The following is a 22,437-nucleotide window of genomic DNA, read 5'->3' as shown; positions in this document are numbered from 1 at the left end:
GGGTTTCCCGCCCGGTGGATCAGCTGTACGACACCGAGAAGCTGTTCGTGGTGAAGTTCAGTCCGCCCGCCGAGGAGGTGATCTCGTAGCCGAACTGGACGTCACCGACCAGGACGTCGCCGTACCAGCCGGCGTTGCGGATCCAGTTCAGCACGGCGCGGATGTCGACGGTTCCCGAGTTGGTGTTGCTGGTGCGGATGAACGAGAAGACCTCGTTGGCGCCGTTGGAGCCGCGGTAGACCTGCCAGGTGTGTCCACCCAACGACGCGGTGGTCTGCAACGAGCCGAGCGGACCGACCGGGCCGGTCTTGTTCATCCACAGCATGATTTCGTACTTGTGGTTGTCGGCCCAGATGTCGTACGTGCTCGCGTACGCCCCACTGTTCGGCACCGTGACGTTGAAGCCGCTGGTGAGGCTGCCGATCGCGCTCAGGTTCCGGTTGACGTTCCGGGTGGCGTTCGGATAGGACTTCACCCCGCCGGTGTTCGGGTGGTTGGCGGTGACGCCCCAGTTGCCGTAGGAGTTGGCCCAGATGGTCTGGCTCCCGGCACCGCTGCCCCAGATGTTGTTGTAGAGCGTGTACCCGCCGTTGGTCCAGGTCCCCCACTGCTCGGAGGACCGCCAGGCGACCGCGCCGGGCTGCGAGGGGGTGGGCGCGGGAGTGGCGGTGGGCTGCTGTGTCGTGCCGGGTGCGCCGGTGCAGGGCACCCCGTTGAGGCTGAACGAGGTGGGCGGGGAGTTCGTCCCGCTCCAGCTTCCGTTGAAGCCGGGGGTGACGGTGGCGTTGGTGCCCAGTGTGGCGTTCCAGGACGCGTTGGTCACCGTCACCCGGGCACCGCTCTGGCTGAACTGGCCGCCCCAGCCCTGGGTGACGGTCTGGCCGCTCGGGAAGGTCCATTCCAGCCGCCACCCGTTGAGCGGGTCGCCGAGGTTGGTCAGGGCGACGTTGGCGCTGAAGCCGCCGGACCACTGGTTGACCGTGTAGTCGACGCGGCAGCCGGTGGCGGCGCTGGCCGGCGCGGTCAGCACCACCGTCAGGCCGATGCCCAGCAGCGGCACGGCGGCCAGCGTGAGGCCGGCGCGGAGCCGCCGTGGCGGGTTCCCGGGCGAGCGGGTGGATCTCATCTGCGCCTCCTGGTCCTCTCGGGTCGCACCGACCGGCGACGGCCTCCGAAGTTAGTTTGGACAGACAACTAACTTCATCCTGCCACCCCTCGGAAGATTGCGACAGCCATCGATGGACCGGATTCACCGACCGGGTCTAGCCCATCGACTTGGCCCCGTCGATGGCCTCCCGGATGATGTCGGCATGCCCGGCGTGCTGCGCTGTCTCGCCGATCACGTGCTGGATGACCCGCCGCGCGCTCCACCGGGTACCCGGTGTGAACCACGGGGCGGGCGGCAGCTCGTGACCGGCGTCGAGGTCGGGCAGCGTACGCACCAGCTCGTCGGTGCGCCGCGCGATCTCCTCGTACTCCGCCAGTATCCCGGCCAGGGTCTCCCCGGGCAGCATGCGGAAACTGGCCGCGTGCTGCTCGTAGGCGGCGGGGTCGTCGCCGGCCGGCATTCCCGAGGGTCCGTCGACGATGAACCGGGCCCACTGCCGCTCCATCGCCGCGACGTGCTTGACCAGGCCGCCGACACAGAGTTCGCTGGCCGTGCTGCGGGTGGCGGCCTGCTCGTCGTCGAGCTCACGGGCGGTGAAGCGCAGGAAGAACCGCGCCTTGCCCAGGGCGTCCAGCAGGTCGGCCCGCTCACCGGTCAGGGTGCTCTCGATCGTCGTCGCCATGGTCGTCATTCCTCTGTCTCGAAGTCACCTCGTCGAACTGGCAACTCAGACACTAGGACCAATAGCGGTCAGTTCCTGGCCGCTATGCCCCATGGGTTCCCGAGAATCTGCCGACGAGCAGCGCCGGCTCGACAGCGCGGAGCGCTGCCTCGCCGGCCGGGTGATACCTCGCGGGCAGACTGTCGAGCTGGGCGCACAGACGGGGCGCGACAATCCAGATCATCCGGACACGCCGGCTGCTCCTGCCGCGCCTCAACGATCGGACACTTCGCAGAGTGGACCGGAGGAGTGCGGTCCGGCGGAGTCACGGATCAGCCGAGCCACGGCTGGGGCGACTTGTCCAGATGCGTGCCGGGAGCCGGTCCGACCCACCTCGCACCGGCTCCCGACGCCCGCGCCACGGCGCCGACCCGGTCGGACGCTCGGCTGCAAGCCATCATGTGATCGCTAACATCCTCATGACAGAATTTGCCACGACGTCGAACGGAACCAGGTAGACCCGCCACGCGGATATACGGGATATTGCCAGACCTCTTTGAGGTATTCAAGAGCATGCATCAATGTCCGGGCCCGATCCGTCGTCGGGGCTAACGGGAAAGCGCTTTCGAATGCGACGTTCCACGACCGGCGACGGCAACACTTTCCACCGCCCCGGATCGCCTCGGCGGCTGGCAGGAATCTCACAATGTTTTTCTGTTATCAGCGAGGACGCCAGCAGGTCGGGCCGACGCCGGACGCCCGTACGCAGGGAAGAGGCCGACGAGGCACCCGGACCCGCGGACGGGTCGACGGCTGACCGCGGCTGTCAACCGGCCTGTGGCGGCCGGGACCGGAACGAGGCGTCGGCGCGGAACCCCGGATCCCCGGTCGACCGGTCCACCCACAACTGGAAGTTCCGGTGGCGCAGGAACCAGCCGGGGTAGTTTGACGACTCCAGCGACACGGAGCCCGGAACCACCCCCTCCCGTACGCAGAACGTTGCGTCCTGCCGGAACAGCGGGGTGCCGACGTCCTCGCTCAACCGCACCCGCCAGGACAGATGACGCAGGTAGCGCCCGTCCTCGGCCCGGAAGGAGACGCAGGTGTCGTCGGCCAGACCGGGGACGGCCTGGAACGTCGCCCGCTGCCGGGCGGCCGGATCGCTGTCGGCGCCGACCCTGGCCAGCGCCCCGAGGCCACCGTCGCCGGTCGTCAGGAAGAGTCCGACCTGGTTCACCGACTCCATCGACACGCTCCCCAGCGGCAGCTGCGGCAGCCCGGTGCTCGACGGCGCGGCAGCTGTCGGTTCGGGGCGCTGCGGGACCGTCGCCGTCGCGGGCGGCGCCGACCTGGGCGGGACGACGCTCGGAGCCGCCGAGGGGGTGACCTGGGGTGTCCGGGTCGGCGCGGCCACGGCTGGCGGCGGCGGGGACGGCGACGACGACCAGGGCGCCGTGCTGACCGTGGCACCGGCCACGACCGTGCCGGCGGCGACCACGGTCACGATGGGATGCGACGCGATCACCTGGCCGAGCTGGCTGAACAGCCCCGCCTTGATGCCCGCACCGACCGCTCCGGAACCACCGATCCCGCTGGCCCCGGCAGCCACCGTCGTGGCGCCGCCGAGCGCGGTGCCCGCCACGGTGCCCTTACCGGTCAGCGACACCACCAGCGCCGCCGGAACGGGAAGCAGCACGAGACCCACGAGCAGGCGTTCCGGTGCGACCAGGCCGTCGGCGTGCCGTAGGCAGACCGGGCAGGACCGGACGTGCCGGCTGATCCGCTTGCGCCACAGTGGACTCGGCTCGCCGGTCCAGTCGGCCAGCACCTCGACGAGACGGTCGCAGCCCGGCCTGGCGTCCATCGCGGCGACCAGGGTCCGGCTGAGTTCCAGCTGCTGGCGCATCCGCTGGACGCGTACGCCGGCGTGCGCCGTACCGACACCCAGCGATGCCGCCAGCTCCGCCCTGCTCAGCCCTCCGTCGACCTCCAGCCACCAGAGCGAGAGCAGCGCCCGGTCCTCGGGGTCGAGCCAACGGCTGGCACGTACCACCTGCCGGCGCTGGTCGGACAGGTCCAGGCGGAGCAGCGTCTGGTCCTCGATCCCGGCCGCCTCGTCCGGCTCGCCGATCACCTCGTCCAGGTCGGCCGCGCGTTCCGCGGCAACCTGCTGCCGCTGTAGCTGGGAGCTGACCTGACGCAGGGTGATCGCCACCAGCCAGGGTCGGAAACTCTCCGGCTCCCGCAGCCCGCGCAGCTCCCGCAGGGCGCGCAGCATCGTCTCCTGCACGACGTCGTCCACGTCCGGATGGCCGCTCAACGCCCTGCGGACGATGGTGTACACCACCGGCAGGTACGCCATCGTGAGCTCGTCGAGCGCCTGCCGGTCACCGGCCTGCGCGGCGACGACCAGGCTCGTCTCGTTCCTACGGGTAGCTCGCATGTCCCATCGCTGTCCCAGTTGCCCGCACGGTGGTCACGGCAGCCCGGACGGCACTGGGCCCGGTCGGCACCACCGGCCGCGGGACGCCCCGGGCGGACGGCGAGGCGGTACCGACCGCGCCACGCGCCGAGCCTGCCCGAGCCGAGCCGCCGACGGTGTGGTGGTTGACTGTGGTGGACGTCGGCGTCCGAGTCAAGGAGCAGCCGCGAATTCGGCGGCGACCGGTCGGGGCCGCGACGGGCCACAGAATCGCGACAATGGCGCGGTGGGCCGCGATCGTCGCGACGGATATCGTACGTTCTCCCCGTTCCGGTGGCCGCAGAGAACGCGGGCGACACGCGGCCCCCGGAAAGCGCGACACGCTTATCAGCCACCCGGCAATCGTCCTCTTGCGAGCGTCCTCTACCAGACGTTATGTTATCGCTCACTCAGGCGTCCACCCTTGGGCACGGATGTGTACCGCATCCGGGGTGCCGCCAGCACGGCGTGCGGGGGCGCCTACCACCGGGCCAACAACGTCACGTTTCCCGGCGGCGCCTGGCGCAGGGACACCAGCCACGGCGAGGTGATCCGCGACCAGGTCGACCGGACCCTGACCATCAGCCCGACATCCGCTACGCCTACCAGGGCATGGGCCCCAACGCCGGTGGCGACCACGACAGCCTGCCCTGGCGCCTCGCCTGCTCACCCAGACCAACTCCACCTGCTGACCAGATCTTCCACCGCCGGTCGGGCGTCTCTCCGGGCGTTGCGCCCGGAGCCGACCGCAGGCGCCGGCGGCCCCGCACCGAGGGCGGGGCCGCCGGCCCGCATCCCGGCCGGAACGCCGGCCCGGACGAGCCTGTCCCCGGTCGTGTTCCGCCTGAGCCAACCGCTCGGCCCGAGCAGCCCGGCGACCTCGGCGGCGGCCCCGGCTGCGGCCCGGCGGAGCGTACCGGGTCGTCGCCGGAGTTCCGTTCTCGGCGGGCGGGCAGGCTATCCGTAGAAGGTACTCGGGTCGCCGGCCAGGGATGCCTTCACCTGGCCGCTCCACTCGTCGGCGACCACCTCGATCCGTCCCTGCTCCAGCCCGTCCAACGCGCTCCGTACCACCACCGCCGGGTCGATCTTCGGGCCCTCGTGGTTCCGGGACATGTCGGTGTCCACCACACCGATGTGCAGGGCGGTCACAAGCGTCTTCTGCGGCGCGAGTTCCAGGCGTACGCCGTTGGTCAGGTTCCACTGCGCGGCCTTCGCCGCCCCGTACGCGGTGTGCCCGCGGTAGTTGAACCACGACATCACGGAGAGCACGTTCAGGATCGCCCCGCCGCCGAGCCGGGGCGCGAAGGCCCTGATCATGCCGAGCGTTCCCCAGAAGTGGGTGTCCATCTCGCGCCGGACGGCGGCCAGGTCGCCGGTGACGAGATTGGTGACGGTGTCCAGGCCGGCGTTGTTGACCAGCAGCGTGACGTCCGGGGCCGCGTCGGCGGCGGCGGTTATCGAGGCCGGGTCGGTGATGTCCAGCCGCAGCACGTGCGCACCCGGCAGGTCGATGAGTTCGGGCCGGCGGGCGGTGGCGTACACCTTGGCGCCGCGCGCCAGCAGTTGGCTCGCGAAGTGCCGGCCGAGGCCACGGTTGGCCCCGGTGACCAGGGCGACTGATCCAGAGATCTGCATACGGCCACGGTAAAATCTGACGTCGACGTCAGATGCAAGTACTGTGACGGGGGTCATCGCGGCAAGCGGGGCCGCACCGGGTAATGCTGCCGCATGTTCGAGGGTTTCGCCGACGAGCGGATCGACGTCGGAGAGGTGCGACTCCGGGTCCGGTACGCCGGGCAGGGGCAGCCGGTCCTGCTCGTGCACGGCCATCCGCGTACCGGATCGACCTGGCACCGGGTCGCGCCGCAGCTGGTGGACCGGGGGTTCGCGGTCGTCTGCCCGGACATGCGCGGCTACGGGCAGTCCGGCAAGGCACCGGTCCTGCCGGACCACTCCCAGCAGTCCAAGCGTGCGGTGGCCGGGGACCTGGTCCGGCTGATGGCCGCGCTGGGCCACCCGAGGTTCGCCACGGTCGGGCACGACCGCGGCTGCTACGTGGCACTGCGCCTGGCCCTGGACCATCCCGACGCGGTCAGCCGGCTGGTGGTGATGGACGGCGTACCCATCAGCGAGGCGCTGGCCAGGTGTGATGCCACGTTCGCCCGGGACTGGTACCACTGGTTCTTCTTCGCCCAGCCGGACAAGCCGGAACGGGCCATCGCCGCCGATCCCGACGCCTGGTACAGCGGTGCCCGGCCGGAGACCATGGGAGCGGAGAACCATCGGGAATTCCGGCAGGCGATCCACGACGAGGCCACGGTGCGGGCGATGCTGGAGGACTACCGGGCCGGCCTCGGCGTCGACCGGGAACACGAGGAGGCCGACCGGCGGGCCGGGCGGGCTGTCGAATGCCCGACGCTCTTCCTCTGGTCGACCCGGGACGACATGGAAGCCCTCTACGGCGACCCGCTCGCCGTCTGGCGGCCCTGGGCGCGGGACCTGCGCGGCGAGCCGATCGAGTCCGGGCACCACGTCGCCGAGGAGAACCCGGACGACCTGGTGGCGGCGCTGCACCGCTTCCTCAACTGACTCGGCTGACTGGGCCGAGTCGGCTGACTGGGCTGACAGACGTCGACGTCAGGCTGTCCCCCGGCTACGGCTCGCGCCCCGTCCCCCGCTGCGACTCGTCCCCGCGCTCGCTCCGGTCCGGTGCCGGGGACCGGTCCCGGTGCAGGACGAACCGGTCGGTCAGGTAGGTGGCGGCCCAGAGGAGCAGCCCGATGACGAGCAGCACGCCGGCCACCCGGTAGTCGTCGACGGCCCGGCCGGAGAACGGACTGACCAGGTAGGCGCAGGCGAGCGCGCCGATCACCGGGATGGCGGTTGGCGCGCGGAAGTGCGCGTGCCGCACCGGATCGCGCCGCAGCACCAGTACGGCGATGTTGACGACGGTGAAGACGCTGAGCAGGAGCAGCGACGTCGTACCGCCCAGCGCGGTCAGGTCGGCGAACCAGATCAGTCCGAAGGCGACAAGGGTGGTGAAGACGATGCCGACCCACGGCGTACGCCTGGTCCGGTGCACCCGGCCGAGGACCCGGGGCAGTACGCCCTCGTTCGCCATCCCATAGAGCAACCGGCTGGCCATCATCATGTTGATCAGGGCTGAGTTCGCCACCGCGAACATGGTGACGAAGGCGAAGATGGTGAGCGGGAATGCCGGCGCCCCGGCCGCGACGACCTTCAGCAGCGGAGCGTCCCCCTCGCCGAGTTCCTCCGGCGGCACCAGGGCGACCGCGGAGATCGACACCAGGATGTAGACCACCCCGGTGACGCAGAGCCCGGTCAGCATGACCTTCGGGAAGATCCGGGCCGGGTCCCTGGTCTCCTCGGCCATGTTCACCGAGTCCTCGAAGCCGACCATGGCGAAGAACGCCAGTGCGGTGGCCGCGGTGACCGCGAGGAACCCGCTCTCGCCGGGCGGCGAGTCGAACTCCAGCAGCCGGGACATGTCCCCGTCGCCGCCGCCCAGCGCCCAGGCGCCGATGAAGATGACGATGAGCAGGCCGGTCAGCTCGACGCAGGTCAGCACCACGTTCAGCTTCACGCTCTCGGCGACGCCCCGGAAGTTCACCACGGCGATGAGCGTCATGAAGGCGATCGCCACCGCCGTGAGCCCGAGACCCTCGCCGACCGACAGGTCGAACGCCTCGACGAAGTTGCTGGCGAACGCCTTCGACGCGCTGGACGCGGAGGTGAGGCCCGAGCACATCACGGTGAAGGTGACCATGAAGGTCAGCAGGTGGACGCCGAACGCCTTGTGCGTGTACAACGCCGCACCCGCCGCCCGGGGGTACTTCGTCACCAGCTCCAGATAGCTGAACGCGGTCAGCAGGGCGACCACGAACGCCACCAGGAAGGGCAGCCAGACCGCTCCGCCCACCTCGGCGGCGACCTTGCCGGTGAGCGCGTAGATCCCGGTGCCGAGGATGTCGCCGACCACGAACAGCAGTAGCAGGCCGGGGCCGATCACCCGGTTGAGGGTCGGCTCACCACCCTTGCCGGTCTCCTCGGTCCCCCCGGCGTCCGCCACGGCCCCTCCCCTCGACGTCCGCGGCCGAGATGACGACTCGGTGCGCGGCGTGGTAACTCTCGTCGATGCGCAGAGCCACACGGTATTCGATGGACGATGCCGGCGTCGTGCCGGAGCGGTCTTGTCCGGGCGGCCGGCGCGGCCCAGCATTGACCCAGGCGTCAGGTGCGGGGCGGGACCCGCTGCCGTAGCCGAGCCCGTCATCGGAGGACGACATGCACATCGTGCTAGGTGCCAACCCCGAGGCCGACCAGCCGTGGGTCGCCGACGCCGTCGCGGACCTGGTCCGGCAGAGCGGTGGATCGGTCGCCGTGGTCGCCGTCGACGAGGTGGAACTCGAACGCCTGACCGCGGTGCCACGCAGTGTCTTCGTCGAGCGGGCGGAACAGGCCGCTTCCGCCGCCGTGCGGCGGCTGGCCGCCGTCGGGATCGAGGCGAGTCAGACGGTACGATCCGGCCGGCCGCTGCAACAGATCCTCGAGTTCGCCGACGAGGAGCGGGCGGACCTGATCGTGGTGGGGTCGAGCACCCGGCCGGCGGTGGCCGCACGGCTGCTCGGCAGCCTGCCGCTGGCGCTGATCAGGAAGTCGCCCCGACCGGTCCTGGTGGTCACCCACCCGCGCGATCCGCACTGACGGTCCGGCGGCGACCGGACGCCGGCCCTCGGCCGGTGCCGGCCACCCGAGAGCCGGCCGATCCGGTTGGCACCCCGACCACCTGGGTAGGAAGGCGTGGTCCGCCCGAGCAGGTGGCGGTGGAAGCGGAGGTGGATGGCATGACGCAGCGGTCCGGCGGACCAGCCGACGCGGAGCGACAGGAGCACGAGGAGGCGGGGACGACCGACTCGTCCGGGCAGCAGCCGACCGGCGACGACCCGGCTGTCGACGATCCCGGCAACAGCACCGGGCAGGTACTCGGGCGGAGCGTACCCGTCCGGCGGGACGTCGCGCAGGCCGCTCCCGGCTCACCGGAGACCGGCGCGGTACGCAACGCGGACGGCAGCCCGAGCGCGGAGAAGCCGTACACCTGACCTCCGCCGAACGCCACCCCGCGCCCCGGCGACCGGCCCTGGCGTACCCCCGGCACGGTCGTCCGGGCCGAATCGGGCGCGCAACCGTGGCCCGACGGTCCCGCCGCGGGGTCGAACCGGACGCCGGCCGGTTCGACCCCGCGGAGGGCGGGTAAGTGCGGCGGGTCAGCGAGGGCGATCCCACGGAGCCGGCATGGGCGGGCGAAACGCCAGGGACGAGGTCTACCGGGGCGTCCGCGCCTCGATCCGCAACAACGGGCAGGCGTACGGGTTTTCCGTCTCGATCACCGGCAGTTTCGGCCTTCTCACCACGACCACCGGTACGCCCAGCGGGATCGAGATCATGCTCTTCGGGTTCGGAGCCGCCGCCGCGTTCACCCTCCTGGAGATCCTCGCCACCAAGGGCTTCCGCCGGCCCCTGGAGGAGGAATCCGTGATCGTCAGCGCGTTCGGCGTCTCGCTGAGTTTCCTGTCCGTCGGCATCACCCTCGGAGTCGCCTGGCTGATCGGCGAACTACTCCCCGGGCCGGAGGCGTGGCCGGTGGCCGGAGCGCTCGCCTCCGCAATCTACCTGCTGCTGGCGGGCGTGCAACTGGCCGTCGCGGAGTCCGCCTCCCGAGCGCGACGGGGCAGGACCGGCGGCTGAGGAGCGGACGAACCTCGGCGAAAGCCGGGCGGCCGGGCCAGCCGGCGGGTCACACTGGGCGCACGGACCGAAACGGGGACCGGCTCACGTGCCACCGCATGACCACCGCACCGCGCACCGGCGAGTCAGTGACCAGCTCGACCGGCGACTAAACCGAGCCATGGGCATCCTGGCGGTGGTCTTCCTCGTCGTCGTACTGGTCGAGCCGTTCAGCCGTGACCGGACGCTGTCCCTGACGCTGTCGGTCCTCGGATACCTGCTCTGGGCAGCCTTCGTCGCCGAGTTCGCCTTCCGTTGGTGGATCGCCGCGGACCGTCGCAGGTTCCTCCGGCGGAACTGGTGGCGTCTGATCATCCTCGCGGTGCCGTTCCTCCGGCTCTTCGCGCTCCTGCGGGTGCTGCGGGTCGCCGGCTTCGCGCAGTTGCTCAGTTCCGCCGTACGAGGCTCGCGCTCGGCCACCCAACTGCTCTCCGGACGGCTCATCCGGCTCGGTGTGTTCACCGCCATCGTGATCCTCGTCGGCACCCACCTGACCTACCTCTCCGGCAGCCACCCGTCCTATCCACGGACGTTGCACGACGTCACCCTCACCACAATCGCCGGGCAACCCCTCAACGCCAGCAGCGGAGTCGGCCAGGCCGTCGAGGTCGGCCTGGCCGCCTATTCGGTACTCGTCTTCGCCACCCTGGCCGGAAGCATCGGCGCGTTCTTCCTCGACGAGCAACGGGGGGTCGACGACCGGCGAGACGAACCGACCGGCCCTTCCGGTTCCCGCCCGACGACCTCCGGACCGGGTCCGGCGGACGACGACGGGACGTCCTCCGACACCCGCAGGGCCGGCTAGCGGCCCGACCGCGCCTCCCCGACGCTTCTCCAGCAGCCCGGTCAGCCGGTGCCGGCTTCGGCACGGCGTCCGGCCAGCCGCCGTGGTCCGCCTGCTCCACGGCCGGATCGGTCTTTCTGGCGATCGCCATGTCGACGCTGGAACTGCGGCTCGCCGTACCGCTGGACATCATCCTGCCCAGTGCGTCCGCGTGCGCGCGGGCGCTACTGTCGGCGATCATCACCGCGATGATCTCCTTCACCGCCCTGGTCTTCTCGATCGCCATGGTCGGCCCTACATCTGACAGCGAGTCAGTACTCTCCCCGAGTTCTGCGCAACTCTCTCCAGGACCGCGTCATTCAGCTGGCTCTGGGGCTGTTCATCGCCACGTTCCTGTTCGCCGTCGTCGTCCTCGCCGCCCTGCCGGACACGGCGCGTGTTCCGGAGCTCTCCCTGGCCACCAGCCTGCTGCTGGTGCTGGCCTGCGACGAAGAGGCGCAGCACCGTTGTGCCAAGTCACCGGTTGTCCGGGTTGTCGGTCGGCCATACCGTTGCCAGGCCGTGGTCGGTGGCGTAGAAGAGGTACGGCCGCAACTCGGGGGCGTATTCCAGGTCGCGACGCAGCGCGTACAGCCGAGCTGACCTCGCCGCCAGGAACGGTTGAGCGGCGTGCAGGGCCTTGAGATCCCCGAACCGCCAATCCACACCCAGCAGCTTCCTTGCCCGCACCAGCACCCGAACCGCATCGTCCGGCAGCTTGTCCAGGTAGACGTCGGCGGTTGGCGGCAGGTCCGGCTGTGGGTCGGGGGGCAGGGCGAACCCGGAACGCAGCCACACCTCGAACACGGGGGCGACAACAGCGAGGTCGACTTCGCCGAGACCGCCCAGGTCGGCCCGGAACACCGGGCCCCCGCCACCGTCGCACCTGAGCAACAATCCCCGATCGCCTTCTTGGCCGATCATGAGGTAGCCCGGGAGCCAGTTACCGATCCCGTAGGTCGTGTTGCGCTCCAGCAGGGATCCGAGGCAGTACACGACCACCCCGTCGGCGACGACGTCGGCGGTGACCGACGACAACCACCGCTGGTAGGCGGCATCCATCCGGGAGACAAGCTGCTCGACCATCTCCGCCGCGGCCTCCTTCTCGTCACCAGCGCGGGCACGCCCGCGCCTGGACCGGTTGCCCCGTGGTCAACCATTGCGCGGAATTCCTCACCTTCCCTGGGCGCGGAGCTAGGGTCGACGGCGGCCGTCCCCGGCGGAAGGAGCACCCGACCATGATCCTGCCGAAGGTTCGGGACCTTCGTTTCGTCACGGTTCGGCGGGGTGGGAGCCTCACCGATCCGGATCATCATCTGCTCGCGCTCTGGGCGGCGTCCTGCGCCGAGCATGTCCTGCACCTGTTCGAGTCGGTTCGACCGGACGATCCGCGACCGCGCGAAGCGATCGAGCACGCCCGTGCCTGGGTGCGTGGCGAGGTCAAGATGATGCGGGCCCGCGCGGCGGGGGGCCACGCCATGGGCGCGGCCAGGGATCTGCGTGGGGCGGCCCGGCATGCCGCGTACGCGGCCGGCCAGGCGGCGGTCGTCGCGCACGTCGCCGCACACGAACTCGGTGCCGCCGCCTACGCGATCAAGGCCGTGCGGGCCGCCGCGCCGGACTGCGAGAGCGTTGCCGAGGGGCGGCGGGAATGCCGGTGGCAGCGGGACCAGCTTCCGGCGGCGATCCGCGACCTCGTGCTGGACGACCAGCGGCTACGCAACGAGATCTGCTGGTCGGTCTTCGACTGCTGACCGGCACACGGCACCGGCTCCCGCTGCCGGGCACCGGCCGCAGGCGACCCGGGACCGGACCGCTGCGGGGCCGGTGGTCGGCCGTGCCTCGTCACGGCGCGAGCGTCCGCCGGAACAGGTCGATGAGCGTGTCGTTGGCGTTCGCCGGGTCCACCGGGTCCGGGTACTCGTCGTGGTAGATGCCGAAACCGCCGTCACCACGGTAGGAGTGGTAGGTCCAGGAGATCCCCCGGGTGGCGAGCAGGTCGAGCAGGTCGGCCACCCACCGTGCGCCGCCCCGGGCGAACGAGTCGCGGACGGTGCCGAACTCGCCGAGGTAGAGCGGCACGTCGTGGGCCCGGCCCCAGCTGGCGTACCTGTCGAGTTCGGCGGCGAGCAGCGCCTTCTCCCGGCCGAGTACGGGCACGGAGCTGGTGAGGAATTCGAGCCGCCCGAGCGACGTCGAGCCTCCGGCGCTGTCCTGCCCTCGGGCCCAGTACGTGAGTTCGTAGGTGTGTCCGGCCCGCACCCGGAACCAGTACGCGTCCGAGGAGAGGGACGCGTCGGTGTCGGTCCCGGAGATCCCGACGGAACGCATACCCGCGTGGCCGTCCGGCCCGACGACCCGGGTGCCGGTGGCCTGCGGGGTGCTCTGGTCGAGCCACAGGTGCCAGGCGGCCGGCTCCTCCAAGTCCCCCTTCGCCAACTGCCGCACGAGGTTGCCCTGCGGGTCGTACTCGTGCACCTCGAAGTCGTCGAAGTAGACGGTGCCGGCGTTGCGCTGGGACATGAAGGTGGGCCGCCCGACGTGCCAGGTCGGGTCCGTGACCGTGTAGCGCACCCGGTACGCCGTCCAGGGTGTGCTGCCGTCCGGGACGCGCAGCGCGCCGGCCGGCGGGGTGCCGTCGAAGGTCCAGTGTCGCCAGGTGAGGTGGTCCCAGGAGACGCTTATCGCGGACGGATCGGGATACGAGGTCGGGGTCTGGCAGCACGGCATCCAGGACGCGAACTGGTGGGTGAACTCGATCGGCTGGTAGGTGTGGAACTCGTAGAAAACGTTCGGGTCGTCGACGAGGAAGAAGCCGAGGTCAGCGTCGTGCACCGGCTGGTAGGCGCCGCTGCCGTCGGCGTTCTTCCCGTTCAGGCGCTCCACGGTGACGACGTGCCAGGGGTCGACCTCGCGGATGGCCCGGACGAGACGGTTGGCGAGCTGGACCCACTGCACCTTCTCGCCGGCGGTGATCGGCTCGTTGAGCAGGTCGTAGCCGAGCACGACCGGCTCGGCGCGGTAACGCCGGGCGATCTCCCGCCACAGCGCGGTCAGCCGGTCCTGGTTCCGGACGTCGTTCCAGAGCGCGACACCCCTACCCAGCGACTGGAACCCACCCTGCGGCACGTGCATGTTGAGCTGCAACCGGATGCCGTACCTCCGGGCCCACGCGATGTTCCGGTCGATCCACCGGAAGCCGGCCTCCTTCCACACGCCGGGGCTGGCGTCGTCCTCGAACGTCCGGTAGTTCAGGTAGAACCGGACGAGGTTCATCCCGATGGCCCGTACCCGTCGGTAGTCGACCTCACCGTGGTGCGCGACGGGCAGCTCCACGTCCGACCAGACGGCATTGCCGAAGGCGACCCCGCGCAGCGCGACCGGCCGGACGGCATCGTCGACGATCTGCTGGCCGGCGACGCGCAGGATGCCGGACGGACGACCGCCGCTGCCGACGTCGCCGTCGGCAGCGGCCGGCCGCACCGGGGTGGTGAGCGCGGCCACCAGGGCCAGCGCGCCCAGCGACGTGCGCAGCGTCCGGGACCGCCTGGTCATCCGGTACCTTCCGAGCTGGGCGGGAGCGCCGCCGGCCGGTCAGAGGGTCAGGTTCTTCTGCTGGACGGTCCACTGGGTGTTGCGGCACAGGCCGCAGTCGCTGCCGACGAAGGTCTGGCCGGCAGTGCGGTCGCCGAGCAGGCGCCACTTGAGATAGAGCACCGCGACCCGGCCGAATTCGCCGCCGTTGGTCTGGCTGTACGTCCCGCCGTGCCCGACGGGCAGGTTCCCCATGAACGCCGGCAGGCCGCTCGGCAGCTTGCCCCAGTCGTCCATCGCGTTCGGGTAGGCGATGTCACTGGGACCACCGACGACGTACGCGATGGGCTTCGTCAGCCGGCGCAGCTGGAAGTCGTTGTTGTCGTCCAGCAGCCCGCTGCTGAAGATCATGGTCGTGCTGACCCGGGCGTCGTTGGATACCTCGTACGCCTCCAGTCCGCCACAGGAGAAGCCGGCCACCGCGATCTTCGTGGTGTCGATCCGGCCCTGGTAAAAGCTGCCCTGTCGACTGTTCTCGGCGACGGCCCAGTTCATCGCCTGGGTCAGCAGCGCGGCGGTCGTGCTGCCGGAGCCGTTCGGTCGGCCGCTGGAGATCACCAGGAAGCCGTGTGACGCGATCTCGCGCAGGAAGGGCAACGCGGACGTCCCGTTGGCCGAGCAGGCGCCGTTACCCCAGACGAAGACGGGTAGCGGCCTCGCCGGGAAGCTCGCCGGCCGGTAGATGGTGTGGTTGTTCAGGCCGCTCGACGTCTCGTAGCCCGCCGGGTACGGGCCGGATCCGCCGACGGAGGTGACCGGCGGTGGGGTGGGACCGCCCGGCGTCGGTGTCGGGGTGCCCGGCGTCGGTGTCGGGGTCCCCGGGGTCGACGTGGGCGGCGAGGTCGGGCTGACCGTGCCCGTACACAGGGTGCCGTTGAGGGTGAAACTGGCGGGTCTCGGGTTGCTGCCGTTCCACGCACCGTTGAAGCCGAACGAGACGGTGCCGCCGGTGGCGATCGTGCCGTTGTAGGAGGCGTTCGTGACGGTGACCTGTGATCCGGATTGGCTGACCGAACCGTTCCACAGCTGTGTGACGGTCTGCCCGGCGCCGAACGACCAGGTCAGGTTCCAGCTGGTGAGGCGGTCGCCGAGGTTGGTGATGGTGACCGCCGCGGTGAAACCGCCATTCCACGAGCTGGGGATCGTGTAGTCGACGCCGCAGCCGGGTGCGGCCTGGGCGGCGGTCGTGCCCAATAGGCCGGCCGCGGCGACCGTGGCGAGACCGACGGTGCCGGCCAGCACGATGCGGGGCAGCCGGTGGCGGGACGGTGCCATCCTGTTCCTCCCGGGACGGTGGGGTGGCGCCAGGACGCGTAGCGCCGGTGTCACCGTCAGCTTGATCGCGACCAGGTACGCTGTCAAGTGAAGTTCGTCGATTGATTCGCCGGGTCCGGGCCGGCGAACCGCCGGTGCTGACGCCGCCGGCCGGCACCGGTAGGGAAGACTGGCGGGCATGGCTGACCTGGGCGATGCGAAGACCGCGCTGCACCACTACCTCCAGGGACTGCGCGAGGACCTGATCTGGAAACTCGACGGGCTGAGCGAACGCGAAGCCAGACTGCCGCGCACCCCGACCGGCAACAACCTGCTCGGACTCCTCAAACACTGCCTCAATGTCGAGGCCGGCTACTTCGGGACCACCTTCGGGAGCGAGTTCCCGACGCCCGAGGAACTGATTTCCATGCAGGCGTACGAGGAGGACCCGCAGGCCGACTGGTACGCACGGGAGGACGAGACGAAGGACGGGCTGATCGACCTGTACCACCGGGTCGGGACCTTCGCGGACCAGACGATCGAACAGCTACCGCTGGACGCGCCGGGGCGGGTGCCGTGGTGGCGACCCGGCGGGCAGGACGTGACGCTGCACAGGATCATCGTGCACGTGATCTGCGACCTGGCCCGGCACGCCGGCCACGCCGACATCATGCGCGAGCAGCACGACTCGGCGATCGGCCTGCGCCGGGAGAACACCAACATCCCGCAGGACCACGACTGGCCGGCGTACGTCGGCAAACTCACGAAGCTGGCGGATCGCTTCGAATAGTCGCCGGCCCGCCCGGTCCGCCGATGATCCGACTCCCCCGCCCCGACGGTTCTCAGGCGTGCAGGGTGGGCCGGTAGACGAGTTGCTGGGTCCGGCCGTCCAGGATCCGGCTGTCGACCAGCTCCAGGTCGAAGTCGGCCGCCCCCTGGAAGACCGGCTCCGTCCCGGTCCGCCCGGTGATCACCGGGAAGATCGTCACCTGCACGAAGTCGACCAGACCGGCGGCCATCAGTGCCCGGTTCAACGAGAGGCTGCCGTGCGACCGCAGCGGTACCTCGGACTCCTTCTTGAGCCGTGCGACGACGTCGACGGCGTCACCGCTGGCGAGGGTCGCGTCCGGCCAGTCGAGGGGACCTTCCAGGGTGCTCGACACCACCGTCGCCGGGAGTTCCCTCATCCGGGTCACCCAGGGGTCCCGGACCTCGGAATCCTCGGTGCTCGCCGCCAGCATCCGGGCGAACACCCGGTACGTGTCCGCCCCGAAGACCACCCGCTGTTCCTCGCTGTACAGGGCGAGGCGGTGTTCGAGCAGCTCGGGACCCTGCTTGCCCCAGTAGCCGCCCCAGTCGCCGCTGGTGGTGCCGAAGCCGTCGAGGCTGGAGAAGACGTCGAAGGTGTAGGTGGCGGTCATGGTTCTCTCCTTGTCCTGGTGAGTTCGGTACGGCGGCTCCGCAGGAAGGCCCGCTCGGTCTCGTTGGTGGCCAGTGCCATCGCCTGGTCGTAGGCGGCTCGGGCCTCCGCGTCGCGGCCGAGCCGGGCCAGCAGTTCGGCCCGGGTCGCGGGCAGCCGGTGGTAGCCCGGAAGATCGACGTCCTCCAACGCTGCGAGAGCCACCGCCGGCCCGTGCACCTCGGCTACGGCGACCGCACGGTTGAGTGCGACGACCGGGGTCGGTGCGAGCGCGAGAAGCTGGTCGTAGAGCGCCAGGACCTGCGACCAGTCGGTGGCGGTGCCGTCGGTGTGCACCGCGCTGATCGCGGCCTGGATCTGGTACGGGCCGGGACGGTTGCGCCGTAGGCAACGGCGGACCAGGTCGTGGCCCTCGGCGACGAGTGCCCGGTTCCACAACGACCGGTCCTGGTCGGCCAGCAGGACCAGTTCGCCGGCCCGGTCGAGCCGGGCCGGACGGCGCGCCTCGGTCAGCAGCAGCAGGGCGAGCAGGCCGAGGACCTCGGGCTCGTCGGGCATCAACCCGGCGAGTTCGCGGGCGAGCCGGATCGCCTCGGCACACAGGTCCGCGTCGATGAGCGGTCCGGCGGTAGACGTGTAGCCCTCGTTGAACATCAGGTAGAGCACGGTCAGCACGGGCGGCAGCCGGTCCGGCAGCTCGTGTTCGGCCGGCACCCGGTAGGGGATGCCGGCGTCACGGATCTTCTTCTTGGCACGCACGATCCGCTGCGCGACGGTCGCCTCCTGGGTCAGGTAGGCCCGGGCGATCTGCGGTACCTCCAGACCGCCGAGCAGGCGCAGCGTGAGGGCGGTCCGCGCGTCCGGCGCGAGTGCCGGGTGGCAGCAGGTGAAGATGAGTCGCAGCTGGTCGTCCTTCACCGGTCCCACCTCCTGGGGCTCGTCGGGTTGCTGCAGCAGCAGGGCGTGGGCGTGCCGGGCCTGGCGGGTCGACTCCCGGCGGAGCCGGTCGACGGCCCGGTTGCGTGCGGTGGTCACGATCCAGGCGCCGGGGTTCGGCGGCGGGGTCTGCCACTTCTGCAACGCCGTGGTGAAGGCGTCCTGGACCGCCTCCTCGGCGAGGTTGATGTCGCCGAGGAGGCGGGTCAGGGTGGCGACGCAGCGGCCGTACTCCGCGCGGTAGATGCTCGCCAGGTCCGTCACTGAACGACTCGGCGCTCAGGCTTCGGACAGGTCGTCGAAGGGCCGCACCTCGATCGGGCCGCAGACCACCGCGCACTTTTCGGCCCAGGCCAACGCCTGGTCCAGGTCCGCGCACTTGATCACCCAGAATCCGGCGATGTGCTCCTTGGTCTCGGCGAACGGCCCGTCGCTCATCGTGGTGGTGCCGTTGTCGACCCGTACGACGGTGGCGCTCTCCGGCATGAGGAGTCCGCCGCCGAAGACCCAGGCCCCCGACGCCTGCATCTCCTCGTTGATCCGGTCGGTCTCCCTGAACATGGTCTGCGTCTCCTCGTCGGACAACTCCGGTGCGCCCTCGACGAAGTGCACGGAAAGCAGGTACTGCTTCATGACAAGTCCTCCGGTGGTTCGTTGTCGGAATGGCGGCAGGTCAGGCGGCCAGGCGGCGCGCGACAGCGGGGATCACGATCGCGGCCGCGACCAGGTGGGTGAGCATCAGCAGTGCCTTGGTGGCCGCTCCGGCGTCCACGATCACGTCCGGCACCAGCGACAGGACGGTCAACAGTACGGTCGTGCGGACGAACGTACGCCGCGGGCGCCGGGCGAACCGGGACAGCAGCACGGCGATCACCACGCCGACCAGCGAGAAGATCGCGGTCAGTACCCCGAAGCCCATGGCCGGGATCGGGGCGCCGCCGACGTCCAGGCTGATTCCCGCCGCGTGGCCGGCGGCGGCGACGGCCGTGGTGGCGACGCTCGCGGCAGCCGTGGCGGCGAGACCGGTCCGGATCAGCCAACCGACGGTCGGAGTGCTGACGCGGGTGGTGGTGTCCAGGGTCGTGCTCATCATTTCCTCCGGTGAGCTGTGGACCGGCTCGGTGCCGGGCTCTCACCAGGGCTACGAAAGGGACCGAGCCCGATCGACAACCTCACCCGGAATTTTTCGAGAGGATTCGGCTCTGCTCCCCCGGGCGTCAGCCACCCGGGCGGTCCGGGCCGGCGTCGGTGGCGGCGAGCCTCGCCCGCACCCCTTCCGCGTCGGGGTGGTCGAGCTCGCCGAGGATCGCCAGTGCCCGCCGCCACGCGGTCCGCGCCGCGCCCGGCCGACCCGCGAGCTGGTGGCTGTCGCCGAGATGGGTGAGCGTGCTCGCTTCCGGATAGCGCGCACCGAGGGCCCGCAGCCGGACGACCGCCTGACGGAAGAAACCGACGGCGCGCGGGTAGTCACCGAGATGGTGGTACGCGTAGCCGAGGCTGTCCAGCGTGGCCGCCTCGCCGGCACGGTCGTCGAGTCCGCGGAGCAGGGCGAGGGCCTCCTGGCAGACGGTGACGGCCTGGGCGTGCTCGCCGAGGTGGACCTGGAACCATCCGACCGCGTTGAGGGCGGAGGCCTGCCCGTGCCGGTGGTCCGCCCTGCGGTACAGCGCGAGGGCCTGCCGGGTGTGGTCGAGGGCGACGGCGTACCGGCCCTGCCGTTCGCCGAGGTAGGCGAGGAGGTGCTGGTCATGGGCCTGCGCGGCGAGGTCACCGGTGCCGGTGTCGAGGGCGAGAGCACGGTCGAGGTGGACGCGGGCGTCGGCGTGCCGACCGGTCTCGATGTACGGGCGGGCCAGGATCCGGTGCGCGACCGCCGACCCGCGACGGTCGGCGAGCCGTCCGGCGGCCAACGTCGCCGCACCGCCGACGGCCAGCTGTTCGGGCCAGCGCCGACTGTGTTCGAGGTACCCGGTCAGGACCCAGGCGAGCTGCCAGGCGTGCCGGTCGTACCCGGCAGCGGCGGCCAACTCCACCGCCGCGAGCAGCACCGGAAGTTCGGCGGCGAGCCAGTCCCGGGCCGCGGCCGGACTGCCCAGCGGTTCCAGCGCGGCGCCCGGCCGGGGCGGTTCGAGGGTGACCGCGTCCCGGTTCGGATGCAGCAGCCGGTCGGCGACGGCGGCGGTGTGCAGGTAGTGGTCGAGGATGCGGCCTGTCCCGGCCTCGCGGTCCGGCTCGGACTCCAGGGCGCCGGCCAGGTGGGTGGCGTAGCCGCGCAGCAGGTCGTGGCAGGCGTACCGACCGGGGGCGGGTTCGCCGAGCAGGTTGGCGCGGGTCAGTTCGGCCAGCAGCGGCGGCACGTCCGGCAACGGCAGTGCGGCGAGGCTGGCGACGGCGGGCGCGGTGGTGTCCGGCCCGGGATGCAGGCCCAGCAGCCGGAACACCCGCGCCGCGGCCGGGGCCAGCGCCCGGTACGACCAGGCGAACACCGCGTGCACGTCGGTGCCCGGATCGCCGGTGTTGAGCAGCCCGACCGCGTACCTGCCGTCGCGGAGCTGTCCGGCCAGCTCGGCCAGTGGAACCCGGCGGGTCGCGGCGTGCGCGGCGACGATCGCCAGTGGCAGCGGCAGCCGGGCGCAGCGTGTGATGATCTCGTCCACCGCGTGCGGCTCGGCGGCGATCCGCGCACTGCCGAGCCGGCGGGCCAGCAACTGCCCGGCCTCGTCGCGGCTGAGCAGGTCGACGGTGACGGGTTGGGCGCCCTCGGCGGCGACCAGGCCGGTGAGCGGATCGCGGCTGGTGACCAGGACCAGGCAGCCCGCGGCCCCGGGCAGCAACGGCCGGACCTGCGCGCCGTCGCGGGCGTTGTCCAGCAGGATCAGCAGTCGCCGACCGGCGAGTTCGCTCCGGTACACCGTGGCAAGCGCGTCCGGCTCCGGTGGGATCCGCCGGAGCGGCACGCCGAGGGCGTCGAGGAAGCGGCGGATCGCCTCGCCCGGCTCCATCGCCGGCTCGGTCGGCCCGAAGCCGCGCAGGTTGACGTAGAGCTGCCCATCCGGGAAGCGGTCGGCGACCCGGTGCGCCCAGTACACGGCTAGGGCCGTCTTGCCCACGCCGGCGGTACCCCCGATCGCCGAGATCACCGCGGTGTTCGCGGTGGCGGCGTCGGCCAGCAGCGCGTCCAGCGCGGCGAGCGGACCGGCCCGCCCGGCGAAGTGCCGGGTGGCGGCCGGCAACTGCCGGGGTACCGGCGCCGGCCGCGTCGGCGGTGCCGGCGCCGCTGGCCGCTGCCGCGGGGCCTGCTGCAACGCGTGCTCCACCAGGGCGTACCTCGGGCGCCAGAACTCCTCGATGCCGGTGGCCACCGACAGCCGGTCCAACCGGCCGTGGTCCTGGGCGTACTGGCGGCAGCCGTCGACGACACCCCGGACGACCTCCCAGTCGGGCAGCCGTCCGATCCGGCCGTTGAAGATCGAACCCACCTGGCTCTTGCCCAGGCGTACCCGCGCCGCCAGGCCGCGCAGGCTCGGGCCGCCCGCCTGGAGTCGGAGCAGCCGCAGGTCGTCGCAGAGCTGCCGCAGCAGCAGGCGGCCGTCGTCAGCGCTCACCCGGTGATCCCCGGTCTTGTCCGGCGCTGCGCAAACCCCGGCGTTGTCCGGCGCTGTCCAGCGCACCGGACGGCTGCACCGTCGCTACCTGCCACGTCGGCCCCGGTCGTCCGCACCTGTCCGCACCATCCGCCGCCCACGCTATCCATTGAGGAGGATGCCCTCAAGCACCCGACCGGAGTGCCCCGAGAAAGGACGGTCGCGCGTTGACGGCTACTGGAAGACTGCGGCGAATCACGGCCACCCTCGGCCTGCTGGCGACGACCACGGTGGCGGCGCTATCCGTCGCGCCGCCGCCGGCCGCGGCCGACGCTACCCGGATCATCAGCGGGAGTACGACCTGCAGCACGTCCGGGGTCCCCCCGGTCGGGCCGTACGTGAGCCTGGGCGCCGGAGGTTGGCCCGGCTCACCCGGCTCCGGATGGCTTCCGGTGGACACCGTCTCCCCGTTCAATCCCGCCTCCTCGACCAGGCTGTGGACCAAGGCGATCCCCGCCAGCGCGACCACCATCGCGCTGGACGTGCGCTGCTACCAGAGCTGGAGCGAGTACTACGGGTACGTCTTCTTCCCGGAGGGGACCTGGCAGGGGTCGTACCACAGCCTGACCCCGGGCACCTCGACGGTCAGCTCGACCTGGTCCTGTGCCCGCCAGCCGGTCGCCCCCGGCCCCTGGATCCGCACCTGCAACCTGACCTCGATGTCGACCGGCTGACAGGTCGCGACCCGTCAGCCGGCGGCTCGGCAGACCGTGGGGGTCACGGCTTTC

General features: G+C 71.1%; 21 protein-coding genes. 8 read left to right on the top strand and 13 right to left on the bottom strand.

Annotated elements, in window-relative coordinates:
• Positions 1-19: 19 nt before the first annotated feature.
• From O7626_RS08920 to O7626_RS08905, 4 genes are all read right to left on the bottom strand, one after another.
• Positions 20-1,126 (bottom strand): cellulose binding domain-containing protein, encoded by a 1,107-nt coding sequence (locus O7626_RS08920; RefSeq protein WP_278060679.1) that lies wholly within the window; start codon positions 1,124-1,126, stop codon positions 20-22.
• A 136-nt stretch (positions 1,127-1,262) separates the two neighbouring features.
• The gene (locus O7626_RS08915; protein ID WP_278060678.1) at positions 1,263-1,790 is read right to left on the bottom strand and encodes a DinB family protein; all 528 of its coding nucleotides are present in this window, start codon (positions 1,788-1,790) and stop codon (positions 1,263-1,265) included.
• Between the two features lie 805 nt (positions 1,791-2,595).
• Positions 2,596-4,212 carry a sigma-70 family RNA polymerase sigma factor gene (locus tag O7626_RS08910; protein WP_278060677.1) on the bottom strand — a complete coding sequence of 539 codons (1,617 nt, stop codon included), beginning with the start codon at positions 4,210-4,212 and terminating at the stop codon, positions 2,596-2,598.
• A 975-nt stretch (positions 4,213-5,187) separates the two neighbouring features.
• Positions 5,188-5,868, bottom strand: coding sequence for an SDR family oxidoreductase (locus O7626_RS08905; protein ID WP_278060676.1), 681 nt, complete (start codon positions 5,866-5,868; stop codon positions 5,188-5,190).
• 93 nt (positions 5,869-5,961) lie between these two features.
• On the opposite strand from O7626_RS08905, the gene O7626_RS08900 reads away from it, so the two are divergent.
• A complete protein-coding gene (locus tag O7626_RS08900; RefSeq protein ID WP_278060675.1) occupies positions 5,962-6,822 on the top strand; it encodes an alpha/beta hydrolase in 861 nt (286 codons plus the stop codon).
• Between the two features lie 64 nt (positions 6,823-6,886).
• Here O7626_RS08900 and O7626_RS08895 read toward each other — a convergent pair whose 3' ends face one another.
• A complete protein-coding gene (locus tag O7626_RS08895) occupies positions 6,887-8,323 on the bottom strand; it encodes an APC family permease (protein ID WP_278060674.1) in 1,437 nt (478 codons plus the stop codon).
• A gap of 215 nt (positions 8,324-8,538) precedes the next feature.
• Between O7626_RS08895 and O7626_RS08890 the strand changes: the two genes are divergently transcribed.
• From O7626_RS08890 to O7626_RS08875, 4 genes are all read left to right on the top strand, one after another.
• Positions 8,539-8,958: a universal stress protein gene (locus tag O7626_RS08890; RefSeq protein ID WP_278060673.1), complete on the top strand. Its 420-nt coding sequence runs from the start codon at positions 8,539-8,541 to the stop codon at positions 8,956-8,958.
• Positions 8,959-9,098: 140 nt separating this feature from the next.
• On the top strand, positions 9,099-9,353 hold the full coding sequence (locus O7626_RS08885; RefSeq protein WP_278060672.1) for a hypothetical protein: 255 nt from the start codon (positions 9,099-9,101) through the stop codon (positions 9,351-9,353).
• A 193-nt stretch (positions 9,354-9,546) separates the two neighbouring features.
• On the top strand, positions 9,547-9,999 hold the full coding sequence (locus O7626_RS08880) for a hypothetical protein (RefSeq protein ID WP_278060671.1): 453 nt from the start codon (positions 9,547-9,549) through the stop codon (positions 9,997-9,999).
• A gap of 160 nt (positions 10,000-10,159) precedes the next feature.
• On the top strand, positions 10,160-10,843 hold the full coding sequence (locus O7626_RS08875; RefSeq protein WP_278060670.1) for a hypothetical protein: 684 nt from the start codon (positions 10,160-10,162) through the stop codon (positions 10,841-10,843).
• Between the two features lie 495 nt (positions 10,844-11,338).
• Here O7626_RS08875 and O7626_RS08870 read toward each other — a convergent pair whose 3' ends face one another.
• Positions 11,339-11,947 carry a hypothetical protein gene (locus tag O7626_RS08870; protein ID WP_278060669.1) on the bottom strand — a complete coding sequence of 203 codons (609 nt, stop codon included), beginning with the start codon at positions 11,945-11,947 and terminating at the stop codon, positions 11,339-11,341.
• A gap of 152 nt (positions 11,948-12,099) precedes the next feature.
• On the opposite strand from O7626_RS08870, the gene O7626_RS08865 reads away from it, so the two are divergent.
• Positions 12,100-12,615, top strand: a complete 516-nt coding sequence (locus O7626_RS08865) for a putative immunity protein (RefSeq protein ID WP_278060668.1) — start codon at positions 12,100-12,102, stop codon at positions 12,613-12,615.
• 91 nt (positions 12,616-12,706) lie between these two features.
• On the opposite strand, the gene O7626_RS08860 is transcribed toward O7626_RS08865, so the two are convergent.
• Entirely contained in the window at positions 12,707-14,416 is a 1,710-nt protein-coding gene (locus tag O7626_RS08860; protein WP_278060667.1) for a cellulase family glycosylhydrolase, read from the bottom strand.
• A 39-nt stretch (positions 14,417-14,455) separates the two neighbouring features.
• Positions 14,456-15,730: a cellulose binding domain-containing protein gene (locus O7626_RS08855; RefSeq protein WP_278060666.1), complete on the bottom strand. Its 1,275-nt coding sequence runs from the start codon at positions 15,728-15,730 to the stop codon at positions 14,456-14,458.
• 178 nt (positions 15,731-15,908) lie between these two features.
• Here O7626_RS08855 and O7626_RS08850 point away from each other — a divergent pair, with 178 nt between their 5' ends.
• Entirely contained in the window at positions 15,909-16,499 is a 591-nt protein-coding gene (locus tag O7626_RS08850) for a DinB family protein (RefSeq protein WP_278060665.1), read from the top strand.
• Between the two features lie 52 nt (positions 16,500-16,551).
• On the opposite strand, the gene O7626_RS08845 is transcribed toward O7626_RS08850, so the two are convergent.
• The 5 genes from O7626_RS08845 to O7626_RS08825 form a co-directional block, all read right to left on the bottom strand.
• Complete coding sequence (locus O7626_RS08845; protein WP_278060664.1) at positions 16,552-17,130, bottom strand: dihydrofolate reductase family protein; 579 nt, start codon at positions 17,128-17,130, stop codon at positions 16,552-16,554.
• Positions 17,127-18,329 carry an RNA polymerase sigma factor gene (locus tag O7626_RS08840; protein ID WP_278060663.1) on the bottom strand — a complete coding sequence of 401 codons (1,203 nt, stop codon included), beginning with the start codon at positions 18,327-18,329 and terminating at the stop codon, positions 17,127-17,129. The genes O7626_RS08845 and O7626_RS08840 overlap by 4 nt, the downstream gene beginning before the upstream one ends.
• A gap of 15 nt (positions 18,330-18,344) precedes the next feature.
• Positions 18,345-18,698, bottom strand: coding sequence for a YciI family protein (locus O7626_RS08835; protein WP_278060662.1), 354 nt, complete (start codon positions 18,696-18,698; stop codon positions 18,345-18,347).
• Between the two features lie 40 nt (positions 18,699-18,738).
• Positions 18,739-19,155 (bottom strand): DUF6069 family protein, encoded by a 417-nt coding sequence (locus O7626_RS08830; protein WP_278060661.1) that lies wholly within the window; start codon positions 19,153-19,155, stop codon positions 18,739-18,741.
• Between the two features lie 127 nt (positions 19,156-19,282).
• A complete protein-coding gene (locus O7626_RS08825) occupies positions 19,283-21,670 on the bottom strand; it encodes a tetratricopeptide repeat protein (protein WP_278060660.1) in 2,388 nt (795 codons plus the stop codon).
• Positions 21,671-22,101: 431 nt separating this feature from the next.
• Between O7626_RS08825 and O7626_RS08820 the strand changes: the two genes are divergently transcribed.
• Complete coding sequence (locus O7626_RS08820) at positions 22,102-22,383, top strand: hypothetical protein (RefSeq protein WP_278060659.1); 282 nt, start codon at positions 22,102-22,104, stop codon at positions 22,381-22,383.
• Positions 22,384-22,437: the final 54 nt, after the last annotated feature.

Source organism: Micromonospora sp. WMMD1102, from assembly GCF_029626265.1.
Taxonomy (GTDB): Bacteria; Actinomycetota; Actinomycetes; order Mycobacteriales; family Micromonosporaceae; genus Plantactinospora.
The sequence above is the reverse complement of the archived record's forward strand: the minus strand, read 5'-3'. Positions and strand labels throughout refer to the sequence as shown.

Coding starts and splice junctions, on each gene's coding strand:
- O7626_RS08850 (WP_278060665.1), top strand. CDS start 15,909: ATGGCTGACCTGGGCGATGCGAAGACCGCGCTGCACCACTACCTCCAG.
- O7626_RS08830 (WP_278060661.1), bottom strand. CDS start 19,155: ATGAGCACGACCCTGGACACCACCACCCGCGTCAGCACTCCGACCGTC.
- O7626_RS08885 (WP_278060672.1), top strand. CDS start 9,099: ATGACGCAGCGGTCCGGCGGACCAGCCGACGCGGAGCGACAGGAGCAC.
- O7626_RS08865 (WP_278060668.1), top strand. CDS start 12,100: ATGATCCTGCCGAAGGTTCGGGACCTTCGTTTCGTCACGGTTCGGCGG.
- O7626_RS08870 (WP_278060669.1), bottom strand. CDS start 11,947: ATGGTCGAGCAGCTTGTCTCCCGGATGGATGCCGCCTACCAGCGGTGG.
- O7626_RS08835 (WP_278060662.1), bottom strand. CDS start 18,698: ATGAAGCAGTACCTGCTTTCCGTGCACTTCGTCGAGGGCGCACCGGAG.
- O7626_RS08910 (WP_278060677.1), bottom strand. CDS start 4,212: ATGCGAGCTACCCGTAGGAACGAGACGAGCCTGGTCGTCGCCGCGCAG.
- O7626_RS08915 (WP_278060678.1), bottom strand. CDS start 1,790: ATGGCGACGACGATCGAGAGCACCCTGACCGGTGAGCGGGCCGACCTG.
- O7626_RS08920 (WP_278060679.1), bottom strand. CDS start 1,126: ATGAGATCCACCCGCTCGCCCGGGAACCCGCCACGGCGGCTCCGCGCC.
- O7626_RS08880 (WP_278060671.1), top strand. CDS start 9,547: ATGGGCGGGCGAAACGCCAGGGACGAGGTCTACCGGGGCGTCCGCGCC.
- O7626_RS08900 (WP_278060675.1), top strand. CDS start 5,962: ATGTTCGAGGGTTTCGCCGACGAGCGGATCGACGTCGGAGAGGTGCGA.
- O7626_RS08845 (WP_278060664.1), bottom strand. CDS start 17,130: ATGACCGCCACCTACACCTTCGACGTCTTCTCCAGCCTCGACGGCTTC.
- O7626_RS08860 (WP_278060667.1), bottom strand. CDS start 14,416: ATGACCAGGCGGTCCCGGACGCTGCGCACGTCGCTGGGCGCGCTGGCC.
- O7626_RS08905 (WP_278060676.1), bottom strand. CDS start 5,868: ATGCAGATCTCTGGATCAGTCGCCCTGGTCACCGGGGCCAACCGTGGC.
- O7626_RS08875 (WP_278060670.1), top strand. CDS start 10,160: ATGGGCATCCTGGCGGTGGTCTTCCTCGTCGTCGTACTGGTCGAGCCG.
- O7626_RS08890 (WP_278060673.1), top strand. CDS start 8,539: ATGCACATCGTGCTAGGTGCCAACCCCGAGGCCGACCAGCCGTGGGTC.
- O7626_RS08855 (WP_278060666.1), bottom strand. CDS start 15,730: ATGGCACCGTCCCGCCACCGGCTGCCCCGCATCGTGCTGGCCGGCACC.